General features: G+C 36.8%; 20 protein-coding genes. 14 read left to right on the top strand and 6 right to left on the bottom strand.

Annotated features, from left to right (window positions below; all coding sequences use genetic code 11):
• Positions 1 to 225 precede the first annotated feature (225 nt).
• The 4 genes from ACEPXG_RS04945 (at position 226) to ACEPXG_RS04960 (ending at position 3,792) form a co-directional block, all read left to right on the top strand.
• A complete protein-coding gene (locus ACEPXG_RS04945; protein ID WP_391208085.1) occupies positions 226 to 798 on the top strand; it encodes a peroxiredoxin family protein in 573 nt (190 codons plus the stop codon).
• 68 nt (positions 799 to 866) lie between these two features.
• Complete coding sequence (locus tag ACEPXG_RS04950; RefSeq protein WP_391208087.1) at positions 867 to 2,285, top strand: S41 family peptidase; 1,419 nt, start codon at positions 867 to 869, stop codon at positions 2,283 to 2,285.
• An 86-nt stretch (positions 2,286 to 2,371) separates the two neighbouring features.
• A complete protein-coding gene (locus tag ACEPXG_RS04955) occupies positions 2,372 to 3,535 on the top strand; it encodes a PDZ domain-containing protein (RefSeq protein ID WP_391208089.1) in 1,164 nt (387 codons plus the stop codon).
• 8 nt (positions 3,536 to 3,543) lie between these two features.
• On the top strand, positions 3,544 to 3,792 hold the full coding sequence (locus ACEPXG_RS04960; protein WP_391208090.1) for a CsbA family protein: 249 nt from the start codon (positions 3,544 to 3,546) through the stop codon (positions 3,790 to 3,792).
• A gap of 60 nt (positions 3,793 to 3,852) precedes the next feature.
• On the opposite strand, the gene ACEPXG_RS04965 is transcribed toward ACEPXG_RS04960, so the two are convergent.
• Positions 3,853 to 4,161: an AzlD domain-containing protein gene (locus ACEPXG_RS04965; protein WP_151699164.1), complete on the bottom strand. Its 309-nt coding sequence runs from the start codon at positions 4,159 to 4,161 to the stop codon at positions 3,853 to 3,855.
• A 4-nt stretch (positions 4,162 to 4,165) separates the two neighbouring features.
• A complete protein-coding gene (locus tag ACEPXG_RS04970; protein WP_391208093.1) occupies positions 4,166 to 4,873 on the bottom strand; it encodes an AzlC family ABC transporter permease in 708 nt (235 codons plus the stop codon).
• A 189-nt stretch (positions 4,874 to 5,062) separates the two neighbouring features.
• Between ACEPXG_RS04970 and ACEPXG_RS04975 the strand changes: the two genes are divergently transcribed.
• The 8 genes from ACEPXG_RS04975 to ACEPXG_RS05010 all read left to right on the top strand — a co-directional run bounded on the left by ACEPXG_RS04975 (position 5,063) and on the right by ACEPXG_RS05010 (position 19,093).
• Positions 5,063 to 5,689 (top strand): TVP38/TMEM64 family protein, encoded by a 627-nt coding sequence (locus ACEPXG_RS04975; protein WP_391208095.1) that lies wholly within the window; start codon positions 5,063 to 5,065, stop codon positions 5,687 to 5,689.
• 685 nt (positions 5,690 to 6,374) lie between these two features.
• Positions 6,375 to 9,869, top strand: coding sequence for a helicase-exonuclease AddAB subunit AddB (gene addB / locus ACEPXG_RS04980; protein WP_391208097.1), 3,495 nt, complete (start codon positions 6,375 to 6,377; stop codon positions 9,867 to 9,869).
• Between the two features lies 1 nt (position 9,870).
• Positions 9,871 to 13,557, top strand: a complete 3,687-nt coding sequence (gene addA / locus ACEPXG_RS04985) for a helicase-exonuclease AddAB subunit AddA (RefSeq protein WP_391209776.1) — start codon at positions 9,871 to 9,873, stop codon at positions 13,555 to 13,557.
• 11 nt (positions 13,558 to 13,568) lie between these two features.
• Positions 13,569 to 14,753, top strand: a complete 1,185-nt coding sequence (locus ACEPXG_RS04990) for a DUF418 domain-containing protein (protein ID WP_391208099.1) — start codon at positions 13,569 to 13,571, stop codon at positions 14,751 to 14,753.
• Positions 14,754 to 15,281: 528 nt separating this feature from the next.
• Positions 15,282 to 16,178 carry a fumarylacetoacetate hydrolase family protein gene (locus tag ACEPXG_RS04995; RefSeq protein ID WP_391208101.1) on the top strand — a complete coding sequence of 299 codons (897 nt, stop codon included), beginning with the start codon at positions 15,282 to 15,284 and terminating at the stop codon, positions 16,176 to 16,178.
• 56 nt (positions 16,179 to 16,234) lie between these two features.
• Positions 16,235 to 16,597: a YisL family protein gene (locus tag ACEPXG_RS05000; RefSeq protein ID WP_391208103.1), complete on the top strand. Its 363-nt coding sequence runs from the start codon at positions 16,235 to 16,237 to the stop codon at positions 16,595 to 16,597.
• Positions 16,598 to 16,755: 158 nt separating this feature from the next.
• A complete protein-coding gene (locus ACEPXG_RS05005; protein ID WP_391208105.1) occupies positions 16,756 to 16,926 on the top strand; it encodes a hypothetical protein in 171 nt (56 codons plus the stop codon).
• Between the two features lie 727 nt (positions 16,927 to 17,653).
• Positions 17,654 to 19,093: an alpha-amylase family glycosyl hydrolase gene (locus ACEPXG_RS05010; RefSeq protein ID WP_391208107.1), complete on the top strand. Its 1,440-nt coding sequence runs from the start codon at positions 17,654 to 17,656 to the stop codon at positions 19,091 to 19,093.
• Between the two features lie 46 nt (positions 19,094 to 19,139).
• On the opposite strand, the gene ACEPXG_RS05015 is transcribed toward ACEPXG_RS05010, so the two are convergent.
• The 3 genes from ACEPXG_RS05015 to ACEPXG_RS05025 form a co-directional block, all read right to left on the bottom strand.
• A complete protein-coding gene (locus tag ACEPXG_RS05015; RefSeq protein WP_391208109.1) occupies positions 19,140 to 19,652 on the bottom strand; it encodes a DUF3231 family protein in 513 nt (170 codons plus the stop codon).
• Positions 19,653 to 19,800: 148 nt separating this feature from the next.
• Positions 19,801 to 20,652 carry a DegV family protein gene (locus tag ACEPXG_RS05020; RefSeq protein WP_391208111.1) on the bottom strand — a complete coding sequence of 284 codons (852 nt, stop codon included), beginning with the start codon at positions 20,650 to 20,652 and terminating at the stop codon, positions 19,801 to 19,803.
• Positions 20,653 to 20,667: 15 nt separating this feature from the next.
• Positions 20,668 to 21,486 carry a Cof-type HAD-IIB family hydrolase gene (locus ACEPXG_RS05025; RefSeq protein ID WP_391208113.1) on the bottom strand — a complete coding sequence of 273 codons (819 nt, stop codon included), beginning with the start codon at positions 21,484 to 21,486 and terminating at the stop codon, positions 20,668 to 20,670.
• A 131-nt stretch (positions 21,487 to 21,617) separates the two neighbouring features.
• Between ACEPXG_RS05025 and ACEPXG_RS05030 the strand changes: the two genes are divergently transcribed.
• Positions 21,618 to 22,376: a prolyl oligopeptidase family serine peptidase gene (locus ACEPXG_RS05030; protein WP_391208115.1), complete on the top strand. Its 759-nt coding sequence runs from the start codon at positions 21,618 to 21,620 to the stop codon at positions 22,374 to 22,376.
• A gap of 47 nt (positions 22,377 to 22,423) precedes the next feature.
• Positions 22,424 to 22,732, top strand: coding sequence for a metal-sulfur cluster assembly factor (locus tag ACEPXG_RS05035; RefSeq protein ID WP_391208116.1), 309 nt, complete (start codon positions 22,424 to 22,426; stop codon positions 22,730 to 22,732).
• Between the two features lie 89 nt (positions 22,733 to 22,821).
• Here ACEPXG_RS05035 and ACEPXG_RS05040 read toward each other — a convergent pair whose 3' ends face one another.
• Positions 22,822 to 23,517, bottom strand: coding sequence for a Crp/Fnr family transcriptional regulator (locus ACEPXG_RS05040; protein ID WP_391208118.1), 696 nt, complete (start codon positions 23,515 to 23,517; stop codon positions 22,822 to 22,824).
• Positions 23,518 to 23,626: the final 109 nt, after the last annotated feature.

The following is a 23,626-nucleotide window of genomic DNA, read 5'->3' on the forward strand; positions in this document are numbered from 1 at the left end:
TGGTCGCTCTTCGCCATTATTTCCCTTTTCAAGCACTTCATTTACACGAACAAAACTCTTCTCAGAAAAGATTGCACTTTTATTCGGCTGAATAAATGATTTTTCGGGATTCATAAAGTTAAAACAACATATTAGTATTCTCCTTGCGGTTATGCATATAATAGGAGCGGTGGAATATTCTTAAACTCTTATAGCTGCTGTAAACTAATTGGAGGGGGAAAAGCTGTGAAGAAAAAAATAATCGGTTTAGTAGCCGTTGCATGCTTAGTTGCAATTATGACCATTACATTTGTAAAAAATAATGTCGATAAGACAGAAGCATTATCCAATGACCAACTAGGAACTGATTTAGCTACAAATCCCGCAAATGAAGGCATTGGTAAAGGAGATAGTGCCCCAAACTTTAAACTTACTACGCTGGAAGGAAAAGAAGTATCCTTAGCGGATTATAAAGGAAAAAAAATAGTCTTAAACTTTTGGGCAACTTGGTGTCCTCCTTGTAAAGAGGAAATGCCTCATATGCAAAATTATTACGAAGATATGGCAGTGAAAGAAAATGTAGAAATCTTAGCGGTTAATTTGGATTCGGGAATCGATAAAGTAAAAGCATTTCAACAAGATTATGCATTAAGTTTCCCTATTCTTTTCGATGAAGAAGGTAAAGTAGGGAAAACTTATCAAGCGATTACTATTCCTACTACATATATAATCGATGCAAATGGAACGATACAAAATAAAATAGTTGGCCCGATGGATGAACAAATGCTGACAGATTTAGTTAAAAGTCTAGATGAATAGCCGAATTTTGTGCGAGTATTAAACTTCAATCTTTTCACATATATTAGTGGAAAAGTAGGAGGTATAGCTTGCGCAAAAGTCGGATTTTTTTATATGTTTTTTTGTTTATTATTTTGCTTGGTGTAGTTTATTTTTGGATGGGGAAATCTTCAACGAAACAACAAGAGGCTATTAGTAATAGTCTAGTAATTGATGAGGCGTTTCAATTGATTAAACAAGAAGCGGTATTTTCAAAAAATGATAAGCAAATCGTAGAAGGTGCAATTCGTGGGATGGCACAGGCACTAGAAGATCCACATAGTACGTATTTAACGGAAGAAGAAGCAACCGCACATGATGCATCTCTTGCAGAAGAGCGTGTTGGAATCGGAGCAGAAATAGCAATTTCAGATGGGAAATTTATCGTAGTTGCGCCACTGAAAGATTCTCCTGCATTTAAAGCGGGCTTGAAACCACAAGATGAAATTGTTCGAGTGAATGGCGAGAGACTCAATGGAAAAACTTTGTCAGATCTTGTGAAAATGTTAAGTGGAGAAAAAGGAACGAGTCTCAAAATGACCGTTTATCGTTCAAGCGAGGAACGGCATGTGGAACTACATATGAAACGGGAAACGATTGCCATGCATTCAGTTTCGAGTGAAGTATATGAAGTGGATGGATATTCGATTGGAATTGTTGCCATTTCGATATTTGGAGAAAAAACTGGTGAGGAATGGAAAACACAAACAAAAGCATTAGTGGATAGAGGAATAGATGGTCTTCTTATAGATGTAAGAGGAAATCCAGGAGGTTATTTGTTTAGCGTGTCTACCATTGTTAGTACGTTACTTGAAAATGGGAAGACGTTTGCTTATATGCAAGATCCAAATGGGGTGCTTGAGATGCTGAACACGGAAAGTAAGGAAAAGCCTTATTTGAATAAAATTCCTGCCGTATTATTGCAAAATGGTAACAGTGCTTCTGCTAGTGAAGTTTTAGCTGGAGCATTAAAAGATAATAGACGTGCGATGATCGTTGGAGAAACAAGCTATGGCAAAGGCACTGTACAAGAAACACATCCTCTTTCCAATGGGGGCAAACTAAAAATTTCCACGCATAAATGGCTTACACCAAAGCAGGAATGGATTCATCACAAAGGAATTCAAGCAGACTTGAAAGTAGAGCCAAATGAATTGTACACGATGGATGTTAAATATCCACATGGAGAATTTAGAGTGGGAGATTATGGAGAAGAAATAAAGTACGTTCAAAATATACTAGCTGCTTTAGGATATAATATTGTTCGAAGAGATGGTTATTTTGATGAAGATACGATGAAGGCAGTAGAAAAATACCGTGAAGAAAGTAAATTAGAATCTAATAAAGAAATAGATGATGTATTCTTCCAGTCACTTTCTAAAAAAATTAGTGACTATAAAGATCGAAAAGAAAACGATAAACAATTACAGATGGGAATAAGTTATTTAATTCATGGCTTGAAAAAATAAGATTATTCTAAAATCCTATACGCAAAGTCCCTCCCTTTTGTTACAATAATAGAATGGATAGTCTGTAAGAGAGGGGGGTGCGTATAGTGGAGGATATTTTGATCGATTTGGCTAAAGGAATAGGAGTATTTTTTCTACATCCTGCAGTATATATTACGCTTCTTTTTTCTATATTAATTGGTTATTTTCGTGTGAAGAGAGAAAGAAAACATTTCCGCACTAGAATATTATGGGGTTGGACAGAGTTCAAGCATTTACTCGATGGGTATGTATGGGCAATAATCCTTTCTGTTCTTAGTGTAGCGATAGGTCTTGTCGTTCCATCTTCTTGGTTATTTAGTTATAGTGCGTGGATGATTTTATTTATATTACTATTTGTGTACCAACTTGGTTCTGCCATTTATGCGATGGCACTTGGAGCTGTTACATTGTATGTGATGAATAGGTACGATTGGTCTTTTCATATTTCTTCATGGAATTTTACTGGATTTAATATTATGCAAGAAGCAGTTGTTCCAATAGCAATTTTAGCTGGCTTGTTATTAATTGTGGAAGGTATTCTTATACAAAAGAACGGAGCAGCAAATGCCTCTCCGAAACTAGTGAAAACAGCAAGAGGTAGCGAAGCAATTGAATATGTAACGAAACGATTGTGGTTATTACCTGTTTTACTAGTTGTACCTGGAGAAGTCATTTCTACCTATCTCCCATATTGGCCGCAATTTAGATTGGGAGAATCAACATTTTCACTGATTTTATTTCCATTTGTCATTGGATTCCAGCAAAAAAGCAGAAGAGCATTGGCAGTGGAGTTTTTCCCTCGCTATGGAAAACAAGTTTGGCAATTAGGGATAATAATCCTAGTTATAGCGGCAGTAGGGTATTTTATGCCGCTTATTAGTGGAGTTGCTTTAATCATCGGGGTTATTGCTAGATTATTACTTTCATATATTGCCTATAAAAAAGAAACGTCCGGAACTTTTGCTGTTTCTGCGCAGTCTAAAGGCGTGATGATTGCAGGTGTTTTAGAAGATTCACCAGCAGAGAAAATGGGACTTCTCATCGGTGAATGTATTGTTAAAGTAAACGGGCACAAAGTGACGAACGAAAACGAACTTTATGAAGCCGTTCAAATTAATGCAGCTCACTGCCGCTTAGAAATAGTTGATGTGGCCGGAGAACTACGTTTGCGGCAACATATATTGTTCAAACATGACCATTATCGACTAGGCTTACTATTAGTTAGGTAGGAGGAATTATGGAATCATTATCGGTATTAACACAAATAATATTAGCCATTTTTTCTCCAGCACTGCTTGTCCTATTATTTACACGAATTACATTTAATCATTATGTCGCATTAATCTTGACTGTTGCACTATTCGCAACCTCGGTCTATGCTGGCTACACGCATAGATGGTGGATCTACATGATAGATGCCGCATCTTTAACAATAGGATTTTGGTACGTCACCCATATGAGAAATAAAAAAGAATCCGCCTCTTAAAATAAGAGAGCGGATTTTTTTACAGCTAGAACCTATGTATCTACAATACTCAAAAATGCGTCAAAACAATAGACTATAAACTGCTAAAACGCCAATTGTTCCTAGCACAACGACCATTACATTTGTAGAAATAATGGCTAGTGTGAATGCGACAACTGCTCCAATAACTCCAAATAATAAATTCCCTTGTTGCACATATAAAATAGCTGGGAAAATTAACGCCCCTAGGACTGCAAATGGAATATTACTTAATACACCCGAAATAACAGGGGGTAATTTTTTACCTTCCAAAAAAGTGAGTGGGAAAACCCTAGGGATATATGTAACTAACGCCATTCCAAATATCGTCCACCAATACCAAGCACCCATTCGTTTAAGCTCCTTCCGGCAAACCTAGGCTTCGTCTTGAATAAATAATTTCTACAACAATAGAAGATGCAAGCGTAGCGACTAATATAGCCCATCCTGTTGATAATAAACCTGTCCAATAAAAAAAGCCGTTTATACTGGCAGCAAATAGCGCCAGCAGCACTACTTTTCGATTACCGCGCATAGAAGGGACTAGTAACCCTACGAACATGGCGTATAAAGCAATTGACATAGCTGCTTGTAAAAAGGCTGGTAGGTTAGCTCCTATGATATGTCCAATAGCGGTAAATAAAACCCAGCTGCTATAGCCAATTAAGGCAACACCAAAGGCAAAAGAAGTTCGTACTTTCTCATCTTTCTGTGTTGCTAATACGGAAAAAGATTCATCCGTTATCCCAAAAGCATAAATTCCTTTAACCCATCTTTTTTCGCTATGCATCTTTTCATTCAGCGCAGCCGTCATTAAGAAGTGACGAATGTTGACGACAAATGTATTTAAAACGATTAAAATAGGATCCACGCCATTTGAAATAAGTGTTAACGACATATATTGGGATGCCCCGGCAAATACAAAAATACTCATTGCAGTTGCTTCCACAATGGAAAGCCCAGTCGTTTTTGCTAATAAACCAAATGTTAATGCAACAGGGAAGTAGCCAATTGCAATACTAATCCCTGCTCTTAAACCTTTTACAAATGAATTATTATTCATAATAAGCCTTAAACCCCTTTTAAAATTCGAATGAACAAATTATACTATATATCTAAAGTTTTATACATACGAAAATTGGGAATAGTATAAATATACATAAAAAGAACGAAAAGCGTTTTCAAACAAGTTTCATTTCCACCTAATGTAAAAAGGAAGAATTACTTATTTATATCATAGAGGAGAGTCATCATGCCTAGCTGGTTTTCATTTGAAACATTGACTAATTTGACACAAGATTACCGAGCACTTGGACCTTTGATAGGCTTTCTTCTACCTTTCATAGAAGCTTTTTTACCTTTTTTGCCATTAGTTGTTTTTATCATAGCGAATGTCAATGCATACGGAATATTATTGGGGTTTTTATTGTCTTGGATAGGATCTGCTGCAGGGGCTTATACGGTATTTTTAGTGATCCGAAAATATGGACGAGCAAGAGCATTAGGTTTTATTACTAAGCATGAAAGAATTCAGAAGTTAATATTATGGGTTGAGAGAAATGGTTTTGGGCCACTGTTTTTACTCATTTGCTTTCCTTTTACTCCATCCGCACTTATTAATATAGTTGCTGGATTGTCTAACATAAAAAAGAAAACGTACTTATGGACGGTCACATTAGGTAAATTAATCATGATCTTAGTAGTTAGTTTCATCGGGTCAGACATAAAAGCGCTCGTAACCCAGCCGATCAGAACGATAATAGTAGCCCTAATTATCGTTATTCTTTGGTTTGTAGGAAAGAGTGTAGAAAAAAGAATAAACAACAAAGTAGAAGCAGACTTTATCTCTATTCACGGGGAAAGTCGAACAAAAAGGTGACATTAGTTGAGTTTTTTTAAAGGTTAAGAAAGTATATGAAATACCGTGTTCATTGTGTTTTTAGTTTCACACAATTTTCTAACGCTGATTTGTGCTATCCCACATAAAGTTAACTCTTTATATAGAGAAATGGTTGCTTTCACGATAAAATTGGTTGCTTTCTTCAAGGATTTTGTTGCTTTCAGTTTAGAATCTGTAGCTTTCGCCTCACAATTAGTTGCTCTATGACAATTTTTAACTTTTTAGTTGAGCATTTAAACTTAATAATACCAGTAATCCTGTGGAATTTGAGAAAAATAGGCAGCATCTATTGATAAGGAAGCACAGAGCGGACGAAATTGCATCTTCGTCCGCTTTTTAAAGAATAGGAAAGGATTTATTCTCTCATTAACCAAACCTTACGCACCATGTTTCTACATATTTCAAGAAGGCGCCGGACAAACATCCGACACAAGATTACCGAAAAAAGTGTAGCCGATGTTTCGCCCAAAGCACTTTTGAAATAGTAAAGACAGCATGCACTTATAGGAATCTTGCTTTTTTCTTATGAAAAATAATATATATAGCTCTGTTTCTAGAGCGATACTAAATTTAAATTTCGAATAATTTCCCACTCTACTGGATGTTTTGTACAATAGAGGGAAGGAATTATTCGTTTTTTTATTTCAAGAAAGTAGGTGCGAATTTGTCATTAAGAATTGTAAGCGGACGATCGGGAACCGGTAAAACAAAGTTCATGCAACAGGAAATAATTGATACTTTACAGGCGGCACCTATTGGAAATCCTTTATTTTATATTGTACCTGACCAAATGTCATTCTCTAGTGAGTTTAAACTTGCAGCAGATTCAGGGCTTGCGGGTTTAATACGGGCACAAGTAACGACATTTAAACGGTTAGCTTGGCGAGTTTTGCAGGAAACAGGAGGCATTGCCAAAGAGGAAATTAGCGGGTTTGGTTATCGAATGCTTATCCGAAGCTTGCTAGAAGAAAATAAAGATCAATTCAAACTATTTAAACGAGCAGCAACAAAACGAGGATTCACAGATCAAATTGAAGTACTTTTGAAGGAATTTAACCGATACTGTTTAGATTATGAAACGATGTCCAATGTACTGAGAGATTTAGAAAATGTGCAAGCTCCAAAAACATTAGTGGATAAGTCGTCTGATTTAGTCATGATGCTCGATTTGATGGAGCAAAAATTGGGAACAAGCTATATAGACGGAGAAGGGTATTTATCAATACTCGCACAGAAAATTAAAGACTCCTCGCTGCTCGAAACGACGGAGATTTATATTGATGGATTCACTTCTTTTACAACGAGAGAACTGGAAATAATTCAAGAATTAATGAAAAAAGTAAAACGCATTACGATAGCACTTCCCATGGAATCACTTGCGGATGCACTGGATGAGCAGTCCTTATTTTATCAACCTGCCACTACTTGTAATAGACTATTAGATATTGCAAGCACAGAAAAAGTGGATGTAGAAGCGACCGTGCATCAAACAAATCAAAAACGTTTTGTTTCGAAAGAATTAGCCCATATCGAAGTAGACTTCGATAAGCTTCCACCTCAAGAAATTCTTACAGAAGGTAATCTCCAACTAACAGAAGCAGCAAATCGACGTGCAGAAGTTCACGCAGTAGCACGGAATATACGAGCGCTTATGCAACAAAAGGATATTCGTTATAAAGAAATGGCGATTTTACATCGAGAAGCGGAAGCTTACGAAGGACTAATCGAAACTATTTTTGCGCAATATGATATTCCTGTGTTTATTAGCCAGAAAAAAACGATGTTACATCATCCACTAATCGAATTAAGTCGTTCTGTTTTGGAAATCATTCGAACCGATTGGAAGTATGAGCCGATGTTCCGGGCAATTAAAACGGATTTGTTTTTCCCACTAAATGCTTCCAAAAGGGCCTGGAGAGAAAGGGCGGATCGATTAGAAAATTTTGTTCTGTCCTTCGGTATATACGGAGACAGATGGTTCGATGACCGACGCTGGATATATAAAAAATACCGTGGCCTTGAATTTTATTCGAAAGTTCAAACGGATGAAGAGTTAAGTATTCAAGCAGATATTCATACAGTTAGAGATTTAGTAGTGAATCCCTTAAAAACACTGGCAGAAAAGCTAGAAGGAAGTAAGACGGGAATTGAAATTGCGACAGCCTTATTTACATTTATGGACACATTGCAAGTTTACGACAAGTTACAAATCTTAAAGGAAACAGAAGAGGAAGAAGGGCAACTATTACTCGCCACAGAACATGAGCAAGCATGGAATGAATGGATTAATGTACTAGATCAATTCGTTTTAATGTTTGGGGAAAAAGAAATGACACTCGAAGAAGCTTCGAAAATTTTAGAAGAAGGATATGACCAGTTAACCTTTTCTCGAATTCCACCGACAGTTGACCAAGTAGTTGTCGCAAATTTAGATATAGCAAGAATTACGGATATAAAGGCTGTTTTTGTTCTCGGGGTAAATGACGGTGTTTATCCAAAAAGAATGGATCATGAAGGGCTGCTCTCAGACACAGAACGCGAATGGTTCGCTCAAATTGGCTTTGAGCTAGCTCCCACCTCCAAAATGCGTTTGCTGGATGAAAACTATTTAGTATATAAAGCATTTACCGCTGCATCCGATTATTTATATGTGTCTTATCCAATTGCAGATAGTGAAGGGAAAGCAATGCTTCCTTCCATGTATATAAAAAAACTTCAGCAAATGGTAGGAAATGTCCAAGTCAAACTAGCAGTAATGGATCCGAGTGATTCTACGGAGACGGTTTTTGATTTATCTACCATCAGTCACCCCAGAACTACTTTACCTTATGTCGTCATGCAACTAAGGGGAGCGCTGGAGACAGGAGAACTAGCTGAAGTTTGGCAATCTGTTTATCGCTATTATATGGATGACCCTTACTGGTCGCAATTATTGAATAGAATTGTAAAGCCACTTATTCATGGCAATAAAACCGAAAGACTTACGCAGAATATGACATCCGCTCTTTATGGTGAAACGATGATCTCTAGCGTATCACGCGTAGAAAAATATTATAGTTGTCCCTTTGCGCATTTTGCTGCCTACGGATTAAAGTTAGAGGAACGTGCAGAATACCGTTTAGAAGCACCTGCAATGGGTGATTTATTTCATGCTGCATTAAAATGGATTTCGGATGAAACAAATCGTTTAAATCTAATATGGGGCGAGCTTTCGAAAGCGCAGTGTATGCAACTTGCTAAACAAGCAGTCGATCATATTGTACCGATCTTTGTCCACCAGTTATTGTTAAGTACGAATCGCTATCGTTATATCCAACGAAAACTAGAGCAAATTGTCGCTTCTACACTCATTGCATTAAGTAAACATTCCAATGTATCCGGATTCGTTCCTATTGCAGTGGAAGCAGGATTTGGTCCTGGTGAAGCTTTACCCGCTTTAGAAATTGGCCTTAAGCATGACAGAAAAATGCAGTTGCGTGGAAGAATTGACCGAGTAGACGCAGCGAATGTGAACGGTAATATGTTCGTACGAATCGTGGATTATAAATCTTCTCGAAAAGGCATTGATTTGAACGAAGTATATCATGGTTTATCCCTTCAAATGTTAACGTATTTAGATGTTGCGATAGAAAATGCGCCAATTTGGTTGCAAGAAGAAGCACAACCTGCAGGAGTTTTATATGTACATCTGCATAATCCTTTTATTCAATCGAAAAAGGAAATGGCAGAAGCAGAGTTAGAGGATGCTATTTATAAATCGTATAAAATGAATGGCTTGTTACTAGATGAACCAGAAGTCATTATGGAAATGGATGAACAAATAGAAGGTTTTTCCAAAGTAATTCCAGTACGAATGAATAAAGATGGAAACTTATCAAAAGCGTCATCGAAAGTAGTGGACCAAGGAGATATGAAACTGCTCCAATCATTCGTACGAAAAAAACATGAACAGGCTGGAAATGGGATGAATGCAGGAGACACTCGTGTTTATCCATATCGTTTAAAAGACAAAATGCCTTGTACGTATTGTTCGTATCGCAGTGTATGTCAGTTTGATCCACAAGATCCTGACCAACCAATACGTCAATTGAAAGTAGAACAACCAGAAATAGTGACGGAAAAAATAAGAGGGGAGATGGGTACAAGTGAACATTCCTAATATGCCAGAAGATTTAACATGGACTCCTGCACAGTGGAAGGCTATTTGGGCTAGTGGTTCAGATGTACTTGTTTCTGCAGCAGCTGGTTCTGGTAAAACAGCCGTTTTAATCGATCGCCTTATTCAAAAAGTAATTGCCAAAGATAATCCGATAAACGTCGACGAATTACTCGTCGTGACATTTACTAATGCGTCAGCCGCTGAAATGCGTCACCGAATGGGTGAGGCATTAGAAAAAGCAATTGCACTGGATCCATCATCTGCGCATCTTCGTAAACAGTTGAGTCTGTTAAATAAAGCGCAAATTTCTACGCTCCATTCATTTTGTTTAAATATCGTCCGCCAGTACGCTTATATGCTGACGATTGATCCAGGATTCCGAATTGCAAATGAGACCGAAGCAGCATTAATGCGTGATGATATTTTAGCAGAAGTATTGGAAGAAGCTTATCATGTAGAAAACCCAGAACCAATGTATCGACTATCGGATAGTTTTACATCTGACCGTGATGACCAGTCGATTGAGACGATGATTGAAAAGTTATATACGTATGCACGGGTGCATCCAGAACCAAAGAAGTGGTTACTTGCAATTCCAAAAGCGTATAATTTAAGCGAAGATGCTTCGATTGATAAGCTTCCATTTATTGATCCATTAAAGCTATCGATTGTTCATCAGTTGGAAGAAGCGATTGCGGTGACGGAAGAAATTCGTAAGCTAACGAATCTACCGAATGGACCTGCCCCCTTAGCAGAAACAGCAATGAAAGACCAACTCATGATACAAGAAGCGATTTCGTTGATGAAAAATGAGTCTTGGCGAGATGTGTTTCATTATTTTCAAAGCTTGTCATGGGGAAAAGCTGCTACCATCAAAAAAGATTCCTGTGACGAAACACTGAAAAAACAAGCGACAGATAAACGAATGAAAGTAAAAAAAATTGTCAACGAATTAAAAGAGAATTTTTTCACAAGAACGCCCGAACGATTATTAGAGGAAATGAGACTCATGGCCCCACAACTCAAAACTTTGGTCGATTTAGCAGTTACTTATGGAGAGAGATATTCTTCTGCTAAAAACGATAAAGGACTGGTCGACTTTTCCGATTTAGAGCATTATGCTTTAGAAATATTAAGTGTTCGCGAAGAGAATGGCGAGTTAGTTCCATCAGAGATCGCAAAAGAGTATCAAAATCGTTTCAAAGAAGTATTAGTAGATGAATACCAAGATACAAATAGACTGCAAGAAACTATTTTGCAATTCGTTAAAAGTGGGGACGAGCAGACGGGCAATATGTTCATGGTTGGTGATGTGAAACAATCCATTTATCGTTTTCGTTTAGCAGAACCGATGCTCTTTTTAGGAAAGTATCTTCTATTTAACGAAATGCCCATTGGTTCAGGTGTGAAGATTGATTTAAACGCAAACTTTAGAAGTCGAAAAGAAGTGTTACATGCTACGAATTATATTTTCCAGCAAATCATGGGTGAAAGTGTAGGGGAAATAAATTATGATGATGCTGCTTCATTAAAACCCCAAGCACCCTATGATGAAAGTGAAGCAACTGTTGAACTTGCGCTATTATATGAAGTAGAGGACGGTAGTGCAGAAGATTCGGAAGATGAAGCAGTAATCGCAGAAGAAGAGTTAAAAAAATCACAAGCAGAAGCTCGTTATATCATTTCAAAAATTAAAGAAATGATGGAGACAGGAACAACTGTTTACGATCCTTGGAAGAAAACAACTCGTCCTATTCAATATAGTGATATTGTCATCTTAATGCGCTCGATGACTTGGTCTCAAGAAGTAACGGATCAATTTAAAGAAGCGGGAATTCCTTTATATGCCGAGTTATCGAAAGGTTATTTTGAAGCAATTGAAGTACTTATTATGCTCCATACCCTTCGAACAATTGATAATCCTTACCAAGATATTTCGTTAGCTGCTGTTCTGCGTTCGCCTTTCGTCGGATTAACGGAGTCTGAATTGGCACTTATTCATTTAGCTGCTCCGAAAGAACCTTTTTATGCCGCATTAAAATTATATATTGCTACTGGAAGAGGTGGGATGTCAGCGGAAACAGAAGAGAAGCTGCAACGTTTTGTCCTGCAGTTTGAAGATTGGCGAAATCTAAGTAGAAGAGGTTCGCTTGCTGATTTGATTTGGCGAATTTATTTGGATTCGAGTTATTATGAAATGGTAGGATCTATGCCAAACGGAAAACAGCGTCAAGCTAATCTACGTATACTACATGACCGCGCAGTAGATTATGAGAAGACTTCTTTTAGAGGACTATTTCGCTTTTTACGTTTTATCGATCGTATGCGAAAACGTGGTGATGATTTGGGAGCAGCACGTGCTATTAGTGAAAAAGAAAATGTTGTGCGTTTGATGACGATTCACTCTTCCAAAGGATTGGAGTTTCCTGTCGTTTTCCTTGGAGGAATGGGAAGACCATTTAACCAAATGGACTTTAACGAAGCTTATTTATTTGATCAGTCGTTCGGACTTGCAGTAAAAGCAATCGACCCGGACAAACGCATTTCCTTTACTTCCTTGCCATTCTTGGCGATGAAAGAAAAGAAACAAATGGAGTTAAAAGCTGAAGAAATGCGTGTCTTATATGTTGCGATGACTAGAGCGAAAGAGCATTTAATCCTTACCGCCTCTATAAAAGATTTAGCTAAAACACTTTCGAAATGGGAAGATGCTCAATCCGTTTTAGCAGATGAAATGTTGCCTGGATATATGCGTGCAAAAGCAAAAAGTTATTTAGATTGGATTGGTCCGGCAATCGCGAGACATGCGGACTACAAACAAATAGCAGATGTAATAGAAGTGAATGTTGTAGAAAGTGAATCGAAGTGGAAAATTGTTGCAACATGCATAGACGAATTGAAACTGCGTAAGGAAGTAGAAGCGACAGAAAAAATACCATTTGATGCATTATTAGTGAAAGATAGCTTGCCTTCCTTACCAATTATAAAAGCTCGTTTTGATACTCCTTATCCTTTTGAACTTTCGACACATAAACGTTCAAAACAAGCTGTTAGTGAAATAAAGAAAATACAGCAATTAGAGGCAAGAGAAGATCAAGATTATTTCCAATTGGATAATCCCGCGAAGAAAATGCCTTCAATTGCAACACGGCCTTTCTTCCTTCAACAAGCAAAACTAACAGGAGCAGAGGCTGGTACAGCAGTTCATGCGTTTATGCAAAATGTGGATCTAAGTGAAATAAAAACGGAGGAGCAAGTAGAAACTTTTGCGGAAACGCTTGTCCAACGTGAAATATTAACAAAAGCAGAACAAGAGGCAATTGATCCAAAGAAAATGGTCCCATTCTTTCATTCTGAAATAGCAGGGCGACTAAAAAAAGCGCAAGAAATTATGCGTGAGTTTCCGTTCACCTACTCTTTAAAAGATGATGACGGTGATAGCCAAATAATTCAAGGGGTAGTGGACTGCTTATTTTTAGAAGAGGACGGGCGATGGGTATTACTTGATTACAAGACTGACCGTGTGCAACATTTACTAGCAAATGAAACTCATTTAATAGAAGAGATGAAAAAACGATACACTATTCAACTATCGCTTTATGCACAAGCAATCGAAGCTATTATGAAAATCGAGATAAAAGAGAAAGTACTTTATTTATTTGATATCGACAAAACGGTTACAATCTAGGAGGAAAAAAATTGTTGATTCGTCCAACAGAGGTGAAAGAACGAGTTATTTCGATTGATGTGATGAGAGGCTTTGCGCTTTTAGGTATTTTTATCGTCAATATGCTGTTTTTTCATTCACCGTATATTTATTTTAATCCGTATACATGGTACCACTTTCCAGGTGATCATGAAACGTTTAAGTGGATTGATATTTTCGTACAAGGCAGTGTATATCCGTTATTTGCGATGTTATTTGGATACGGACTTTCCATGCAGTTTATGAAAACACAGGAGAGAGGTACTTCCTTTGCGAAGTTAGCAATACGAAGACTTTCGGTACTTCTTTTAATTGGATGCGTTCACGCGTTTCTTATTTGGTCGGGAGATATTTTAATAACTTATGCGCTTGCAGGTTTTGTCCTGTTAGTCATGATTCGTTTAAAGCCAATTTGGTTGTTTTTTATTAGTGCGGTTTTATTTTTGCTGCCAAATGGCCTATTTCACGGATTAATGTATTTAATTACAAAAGCCGATCCGAATAGTGTCATCATTTATACAGGTATTCAAGAGATTGAATCTTCTGTTGCTGCTTATGCACATGGTTCGTGGGTCGACATTTTTTGGCAACGCTTAGATGATTGGTTATATATGACTCAAAATGGAGCAATTATTATCGTCATGCTATTTACGATTGTGCCGTTTTTGCTGATAGGAGCAGCTGCTGCAAAGCTTAAGTTAATCGAACGAACACGTGAATTAAAAGTATTTTGGATTGTAACGACCCTCATTACGCTAATCAGTGGAACTGCTATTAAATGGATTCCTTATTTAACCGAAGCAAATATGCTTACCGTTTCATTCCAGGATACTTTTGGTGGACCTTTACAAGCAATCGCGTACGCAGGAATCATTGCCCTGATTTGCACTGTCCCTGTTATGCAAAAATTACTTTCTCCTTTTGCAAAAGCAGGACGTATGTCGATGACTATCTATCTGATGCAATCGATTATCGCTACGACCATTTTCTATTCATACGGATTTGGTTTATATGGAAAGGTAGATATTCAAACAGGAACTTGGATGGCCATTGGTATATATGTATTACAACTGGTATTTGCAGAATTGTGGTTTATGAAATTTAAACAGGGTCCTGTAGAGGCATTGTGGAGAAAACTGACTTATCCCGCTTCTAAGAAAGAAAAAACTTCTATTTAGGTTATTGTTGATGCCTTTAATTTTTACAGGGGATTGATTTTGAATGTTTTTTACTTTTACGGTTCACAGTGTACATGAATCAGTTGGCAGATGATTAGAGTAGGGGGAACAAGAGAAAAAATAGATAGCTTCTATTTAAAAAGAAGGCTTAAGCGGACGAAATTGACTCTTCGTCCGCTTTTAAAAGAATAGGATGGAATCTAATCTAATCTAATCTAATCTCTCATTATCCAAACCTTATGCACCATGCCTCTACACATTCCAAGAGGGCGACGGACAAACATCTGCCACAAGATTACCGAAAAAGTTGATGGAGAAGTGACGCAATCACTTCTCCATCAAAAAAAAAAACTCTCGTTTATAGTGTAGCTAATGTTTCGTCCAAAGCACTCAGTAAATCGTGAAAGTAAGGTGTTTTTAATGGGTACTTGCACTTTTTTTGATAGTTGTCGAAAAAAGGTGAAAAGAAAGTCAATTTGTAATACACTAAGAATAGGAGTCAAAACAATTTGAAGGAGTGTCGACAAGATGAAATTATTATCATACCGATTAAATGATGGAATTTACTTTGGACCAAAAGTAAAAAAAGAAGAAGCAGTATGGGATGTACTAAGAATTCAAGAGACCCTTCAAGTATTGCCAAGCTTTCCACGTACAATTGTAGAAGGAGTAGGTCTTGGTATTGATTTCATTGAACAAATTAGAAAATTAGTCGAAGCAGCTCTAAAAAGTGAAAATCCCAATAGCTTCAAACATTCATTTACGGAAATTGAATGGTTATCACCCATTCCCCGAACTCCTAAAAATATTATGGCAGTTGGTAAAAACTACGCCGATCATGCAAAAGAAATGGGTGGAGCAGCGAATTCCTTTGTCGTATTCACTAAGTCACCAACTGCTATTGCAGCAGATGAGCAAACACTTTCTGTACATGCAGATAAAACCTCTTCCTATGATTACGAAGGAGAGCTTGCGATTGTAATCGGTAAAAAAGGAAAAGATATTCCGTCAAAACTAGCATATGACTATATATTTGGCTATACAATTGCCAATGATTTAACTGCTCGTGATATTCAAAACAGACATCAACAATATTTCTTAGGAAAAAGCTTAGAAGGCTCATGTCCACTTGGCCCCTATGTTGTAACAAAAGATGAAATACCTAACCCACAAGAATTAACCGTTGTAACGAAAGTGAACGATGAAATCCGTCAAAATGGAAAGACATCAGATATGGTCTTTTCAGTCGAGCAGATTATTGCGGACATTTCAAAAACGGTCACATTAGAGCCAGGTGATATAATATTAACTGGAACTCCTGCAGGGGTGGGGAATGGATTTAATCCACCTAAATTTTTAAAATCAGGCGATATTGTGAAAATTTCTATTGAAGGAATTGGTACTCTAGTGAACAAATTCGAGTAAAATACTAGCTGAAATGGTAAGATAGATATGTAAAGTAAACGATTGAGGTGAAATAAATGGACTTTTTAGCAAGAACAGATTTACACATTACAACATGGGTAATCGCAATCATTTTGTTTTTTGTTGCACTAGCAATGGCTAATCCAAAAGTAATTCACATGATTCTACGTGTATTTTATATTTTGGTAATTGTTTCAGGTGTTGCATTATTCATTAAAGGCATGGACTTTGGCCAAGGAATGCTATACGGCTTCAAACTTTTAGCTGGTATTCTTGTCATTGGGATGATGGAAATGTCATTAGTGAAAAAGAAAAAAGGAAAACCGTTCACATTGTTTGTCGTACTATTTTTCGTTTTCTTCTTAATCGCTCTATTCCTAGGATTCAAATTACCAATGGGCATTCATTTCTTAGCGTAAAATAAAGTCGGCTCTGTCCGCTTTTATTTTATGCGACGAGCTTTGCGCAGAAGCACCATAAATGAGGGGGGCTTTCACCGACTAGGGAAAGCTCCTTTTCATTTCATAATAACAATGATAATTTTGAAAATAAAGAATGAAAAGCAGGGAGCGGACAAATGTTAGGTATATCCTTACTCATATTCATCCTATTGTTGATGTTAGTATTTGTTATCGCTTCATTATTCCTCTCAAGACAACAAACGTCCCATTCTATTAGAAATGAACTGGATGATGTACATAAAAGTATCATTAATCAGTATGGTAATTCGGAAAAGCCACCAAAATAAATGGTGGCTTTTCCAATTTTGAAAGAGACTACTTATGGGCTTGTGGTATTGGTAGGGGCAGATAGACTTGCTTTATGGGCTTATAGACATGTTTTATGGGCAAATGGATTTTGTAGGGGCAGATGCCATCCGATTAGGGGCAGATAGACTTGCTTTATGGGCTTATAGACATGTTTTATGGGCAAATGGATTTTGTAGGGGCAGATGCCATCCGATTAGGGGTGGATAGACTTGCTTTATGGGCTTATAGACATGTTTTATGGGCAGATGGATTTTGTAGGGGCAGATGCCATCCGATTAGGGGTGGATAGACTTGCTTTATGGGCTTATAGCCACGTTTAATGGGCAGATGGATTTTGTAGGGGCAGATGCCATCCGATTAGGGGTGGATAGACTTGCTTTATGGGCTTATAGACATGTTTAATGGGCAAATGGATTTTGTAGGGGCAGATGCCATCCATTTAGGGGTAGATAGACTTGCTTTAGGAGTTTATAAAAATTGAAGGTGTTTATAGCGACGAATTATACTTGCAAGATGACACAGTTTGGACTAATTAGAAGTAATATTTTGGACTTTCGTGCTTAAACAATAGCGATTAAAATGTAGCTTTGATAAAATAACGTTGATATGTTCTAATTGTGTGTCTAGCTTCAGATACAAGCTGTCCCGGGGAATTTCGGAACAATAAATGTGTGTGTCGCTTTTCTAAATAGAGGAGGATTTTACGTGAACGTTAAAAAGTGGTTTGTGGCCGCGTTATTAATAAGTGGACTTTGGTTAACAACGACTAAAGAGACGAATGCTGAGGCAAATGTTTCTATACATAACGAGAGTATTTACGATTTATATGTGGACCGTTATTTTAATAAGGTAGTTTCGAATGATATTAATGTCAATGCCCAAGACCCAAATGCATTTGCTGGGGGAGATTTTCTTGGAATTGTAGAGAAGATGGATCATATTAAAGATATGGGATTTACAATCATCTCAATTGGACCAGTTTTTGCTACTGACACATATGATGGAAAGCGTGTTCTAGATTTTAATGAGATTGAAAAAAGATTTGGAACGCCAGAAGAGTTTCAAGAGCTTATAAAAGTAGCGCATAAAAAAGGGATGAAAATTGTCGTAGGATTCCCGTTGAATAATTTTAGTGAAAACCATATTTGGAATATGGATCCTAAGAAAAAAGATTGGATTGTCAAAACTGAAAATGGTGTAATGCAAGTAGACCTCGCTAATCCAGAAGTACAGCATGAATTAGAGAAAACGATAGTGGATTTTGCCAAAAAGTATGAAATTGATGGCGTAAAATTTTCCGAATTAGAAGGTGCACCTACTTCATTTCTTAATGAAATGATTGCTGATATTAAAGAAGTACGTAATCCAATGTATGCTATTGCTTTAGAAGAATCAGATGCAAACTTTGATACACATTATTCCAATCAATTACTCGTGGATTTTAGAGAAGCATTTAAAAATACGGATTTACCTTCAGAAGGAATTGCTTCTACAAATGATAATGATTTACTAATGATTGATCAATTGAATACAGAGAGATTTACTTACTTTAGTGCGCTTGAGAATATGTTCCCTCCAACGCGCATTAAAACAGCAATGGGTGCAATTCTTGCCATGTCCGGAGTGCCATATATGAGTTATGGTACGGAAATCGCTATGAATGGACAAATCCCTCAAGAAAGCCATCAAGTGATGAACTTTCGAGTGGATGAAGATATTACAAATTATTTAAAAGATATCAATTCTATTCGCAATAAATCGGAAACACTTCGTACAGGTAAAACAGAACTGTTGAAAAACGAGAACGGTTATATTGTATTTAAACGTTATTCAGATAAAGAAACGTTTATTGTAGTTGTGAACAATACAAGTGCTACGCAACGAATCGACTTATCGAGTGATGTCGTGGGGGAAAATAAAGAACTTCGAGGAATATTCGAATCTGATATAGTTCGTCCAGACGATGATGGGCAATATAGATTAGTACTAGATCGTGAGCTCGTCGAAATTTATCAAGTAACCGACCGCAAAGGCTTAAATACAGCGTATATAGTTGCAATGTGTGTAGCATATCTTTTATTTATCTTATTTTTAGTTATCGTATGGAAAAAAGGAAAACAAAAAAGACGCGAAGTAAAGGAATAAAAGTGGAAAATGAGCTGACTAATACTTGAGTCAGCTCATTTTCTCGTTAATGTTTTTCTGGAAAGTCTACATGAAGCGGAGGAGGTACTAACCATCCCTTACTTTTACTTAACTTTAGCAACTTCGCACCTAGTTGTGCTTTACTCGTATGAAATTGTCCATACATCATTCCTATATCCTCTCGTATTGACATACCCATCGCTTGGCTACATGCAACCAAACCTGCAGCCACATCCATAGAAAGTGCTGCACAAATTTCTGGATCATTGAATCGAGCGCCAACGGGAATATCTTCCAGTCGTGCTACGGGACGAGCAGGTGGTGCAGGAGGAAGTCCAACTGCATTCACTTTTAATATTTTTTCTAGTTGCTTGCTTTCATCTTCCATGCATTGTACTGCTTCTTCAATTATTTTTTTTAGGTCATCATCACCTGTATGATTGAAAAACGTTTGATAAGCTGCTATTAGCCCATTGTTAGTAGCTAGATTTGTCCAAATCCCAAATACTTCACCGTAATGCAATGGTTCATCACTCGGATTACCGCTTAATATTCCCATAATTACACTCCAAACCATAAAAGATTCGTGAATTTCTTCACGTATTTGTTATTATGAGGAGAAGTGACAGAATTATTCAGCTGAATAAAAATAACCGAAATTCTATAAATTAATAGAATTTCAGCCATAAAGTTTTAAAAGGTAAGTTTTAAGATAATTTATTTAAAAAGAATAAGGCCAAAGTATCTGGACCCGCATGTGCTCCAACAGTGGAGCCAATCAGATGAATTTCAATGCTTTTTGGATGATATCGTTCTTCTATTAATTGTTTTAGTTCAAGTGCTGTTGCTTCGTCATCCCCGTGACTAATTGCGATATTTTGTTCTTCTAAACGATCGGCACGTTCTCCCATAACATCTATCATTCTTTTAATCACTTTTTTGCGTCCGCGTATTTTTTCGATTGGGACAAGTTTACCTTCTTCGACATGAAGAAGCGGTTTAATGTTGAGTAGTCCTCCAATAAATGCACTTGCTTTAGAAACTCTTCCACCACGAGCCATATAGTCTAAATCTTCCACTGTGAAAAGATGCTCCATATGCATAGCAGAAAATCTAACTTTCTCTTCCATCATGGACAAACTCATTCCTTCATCTCTTAAACGAACTGCCTCTTTTATTAGAAGTCCAATTCCAAGGGATGCACATTTTGAATCGATAATGGTTAACTTTAAGTCTGGATACGTCTCCATTAACTGTTCTTTCATCATTACGGCTGTGCTATAAGTTCCAGAGAGGGCGGATGAAAGAGCGATATAAAAACCTTCTTCTCCAGTCTTTGCAAGCTCTTCAAATAGTGTTAAAAAAAGTTCTGGAGAAGCTTGAGAAGTTTTTGGTTGTTTTCCAGCGCGAATTGCTGCGTACACTTCTTTGGAATCAATGCCAATAATATCTTCATATTCGTCATTGTCTATATGCACTTTTAGCGGAATCAATTCTACATTATGTAATTCAAAAAAAGATTTAGGTAAATCACTAGCACTATCAGCAAATAATTTCATGTCCATCCTCCTAAATTACGATAATTTTTTTAACTTCAATCGGTCCATTAAAAATTCTGCAATACCATCTTCATTATTTGTTAAAGTAACTTCATTTGCAATGTTTTGAAGTGGCGCAATTGCATTCCCCATTGCAACACCAATTCCTGCATAGTCAATCATTTCTAAATCATTGTCTTCATCACCAAAAGCGATAATTCGTTCTTTTGGAATATCTAAATAATCGGAGACTTGCGCTAAACCAACCGCCTTGTTTAAGCCATGACGCACTATTTCAATTATATCCCAAGGAGCTCCCCAACGACGGTGGTCAATTACTTCGGCATGTACATCTCGTAAATGATTACGAACCAAGTCTACAGAACCTTCCTCTGCATGAATGAGTAAGCTTGTCGGATCCGTTTTCAAGAAAGTTCGTAAATCGCCAGTAGTAATATGTGGATTTCCTAGTGCAAACGCAGAAATCATTTGTTCATCATGATGATGTAAGTACACGTCATCTAACACTTCTGCAAGCATGTTTTTAATAGAATAGCTTTGAACTGCTTCTACAACTTCTTTAACAACATGAAGTTCAATCGGTTTATGAATTGTATTCCAGGAAGAATCTGTTGGATGATGGACAAAAGCCCCATTAAAGTTGACGATTGGCGTATGTAATCCAAGCTCCTTATAATACATCTCACTAGATCTATATGGTCTACCAGTCGCGATCATTACTTCATGACCTTCGCTTTTGGCTTGTAGTAGTATACTCTTCGTTTTATGTGAAATTACCTTCTCATCTGTTAATAAAGTTCCATCTAAATCTAAAACAATTAAGTGTCGTTGCATATTAAATTCTCCTTTCCTTCTATTAAAGTGTATCGTTTTCCAGTTTAAACGTCAAAATGAAAGGAAACAGTCTTTTGGACATATCCAATTACTTTGTTAAAATAATATTAAAGAGGAAAGGTGGGCTACGAATGATCGTACAATTGGAATCATGGAGTAATATACCTTTACTACATATTTATACGAATCAAACAAATAATCATTCTCCTATTGTCATCTTTTTACATGGTTTTGATAGTGCGAAAGAGCACAATCTGCATTATGCCTATCAATTAGCAAATAGAGGATGCCGGGTAATTTTACCGGATGCGCATTTACACGGTGACAGAGACGAAAAATTAGATCAAGTCGAAATAAGTCTTCGCTTTTGGGAAACGGTGCTAACTTCCATTGAGGAAGTAGGAAAATTGAAAGAAGAACTAAGAACAAGAGGTTATTGGACCGATCAAAAAATCGGTATTGGTGGAACTTCGATGGGTGGAATTACTGCACTTGGTTGCTTAACTGTCTATCCGTGGATCCATGCTTCCGCAATAATGATGGGAACTCCGAGTTATGTTCAATTAGCAAAAGCCCAAATCGAACAAATTGAGCAAAAGGGATTTCCGATACCTTTGAATTCGGAGGAAAAGGACAATATGTTCCATACCTTATCTACATTTGATGCTTCCATTCATATGGAGAGACTTGCAAATAAGTCTTTGTTTTTTTGGCATGGAGAAAAAGACGCTATTGTTCCTTTTGCGCCAACCGCTCATTTTATTGAGGAGTATGAAAAACAATATGGGAATGAACAATTAGTTTTTATGAAAGAAAAAAAGGCAGGTCATGCAGTTAACCGTAAAGGATTATTAGCAGCAACTAAATGGCTTGCAAACAATTTGGCATAATGAAAGGACTTTGTTATGATGAACAAAAGTAGTAAGGGGGATTTATAATGGATCAAGATATGAAAGATAGTATGATGGGTGCACTCGAAAATGTAATTGACCCAGAACTAGGGGTCGATATTGTTAATTTAGGTTTAGTTTATGATGTAGAGTTGACGGAAGAAGGTACTGCAACTGTTACGATGACGCTTACTTCTATCGGTTGTCCAATGGGGCCAATGATTGTAGATCAAGTTAAAACCGCGCTAGGTGAATTACCAGAAGTGAAGGAAACAGAAGTAAATGTCGTTTTCAATCCACCATGGTCAAGAGATAATATGTCTCGCTATGCGAAAATTGCATTGGGCATTCGATAAAAACATCATGATTAACTTGAACAAATTAGGGAAACTCTCATACTAGGAGTTTCCCTAATTTTTATGTCTTTAATAGAAGCAATTCCACTTTAATCTATTCTACATATTTGAAGAGGACAATGATCACACTCAATTTCTTTTCGTAAAAAATTGATATCGTGAATAGTTATAAGACCTTTATTAAGCGTAATGACACCAGACTTTTTAATATCGTTTAACATTCGATTGACAACTTCTCTACTTGTTGCACAAAGATTAGCTATTTCTTGATTGGTCAAATGATGATCTATGATAATACTGCCATCCTCTTGAAGAATTCCGTAAGTATTCGAAAGACGAACTAATGTTGAAAAAAGAGCTCCCTTTTTCCCGTGTAGTAGTAAATCCCGAAATCGTGTCTCGTTTTTTAAATGATTCAGTTGAATAACTTTCATCCATTCCATCATAAGTTCGGGAGAAGAAGTTAAGAATTTTTCCAATTGGAATCGAGATAGTGCAATTATTTTTGTAGGCTCTATAGTATGAGCAGATACAGAATGATATACTGTTTCACAAAAAACAGTAGTTTCTCCAATAATACATTGTGAACCTGTAATTTTAAGTGTAAATAATCTGCCGCTTTCCGTATCTTTCGTAATTCTTACTGAACCTTCTAAAACAAAATACACTTCATCGGAACGTTCCCCTTCATGAAATATAGGACAATCTTTTTCTATTTTATTAATGGACCCAAATTGTTCGAATAATGAATAAATCCCCGTGAATGAAGGGATATTCTCGTTCATATACATTCACAACCTTTCCATTATTATAACAATAATAGCATAATAACTTGTACTTATTGTGCAAATAAGAAAAAATCACTTTTCTTTACAAATTACAGGAAAGAATACT

Source organism: Psychrobacillus sp. L4 (assembly GCF_042944905.1).
Classification (GTDB): Bacteria; Bacillota; Bacilli; order Bacillales_A; family Planococcaceae; genus Psychrobacillus.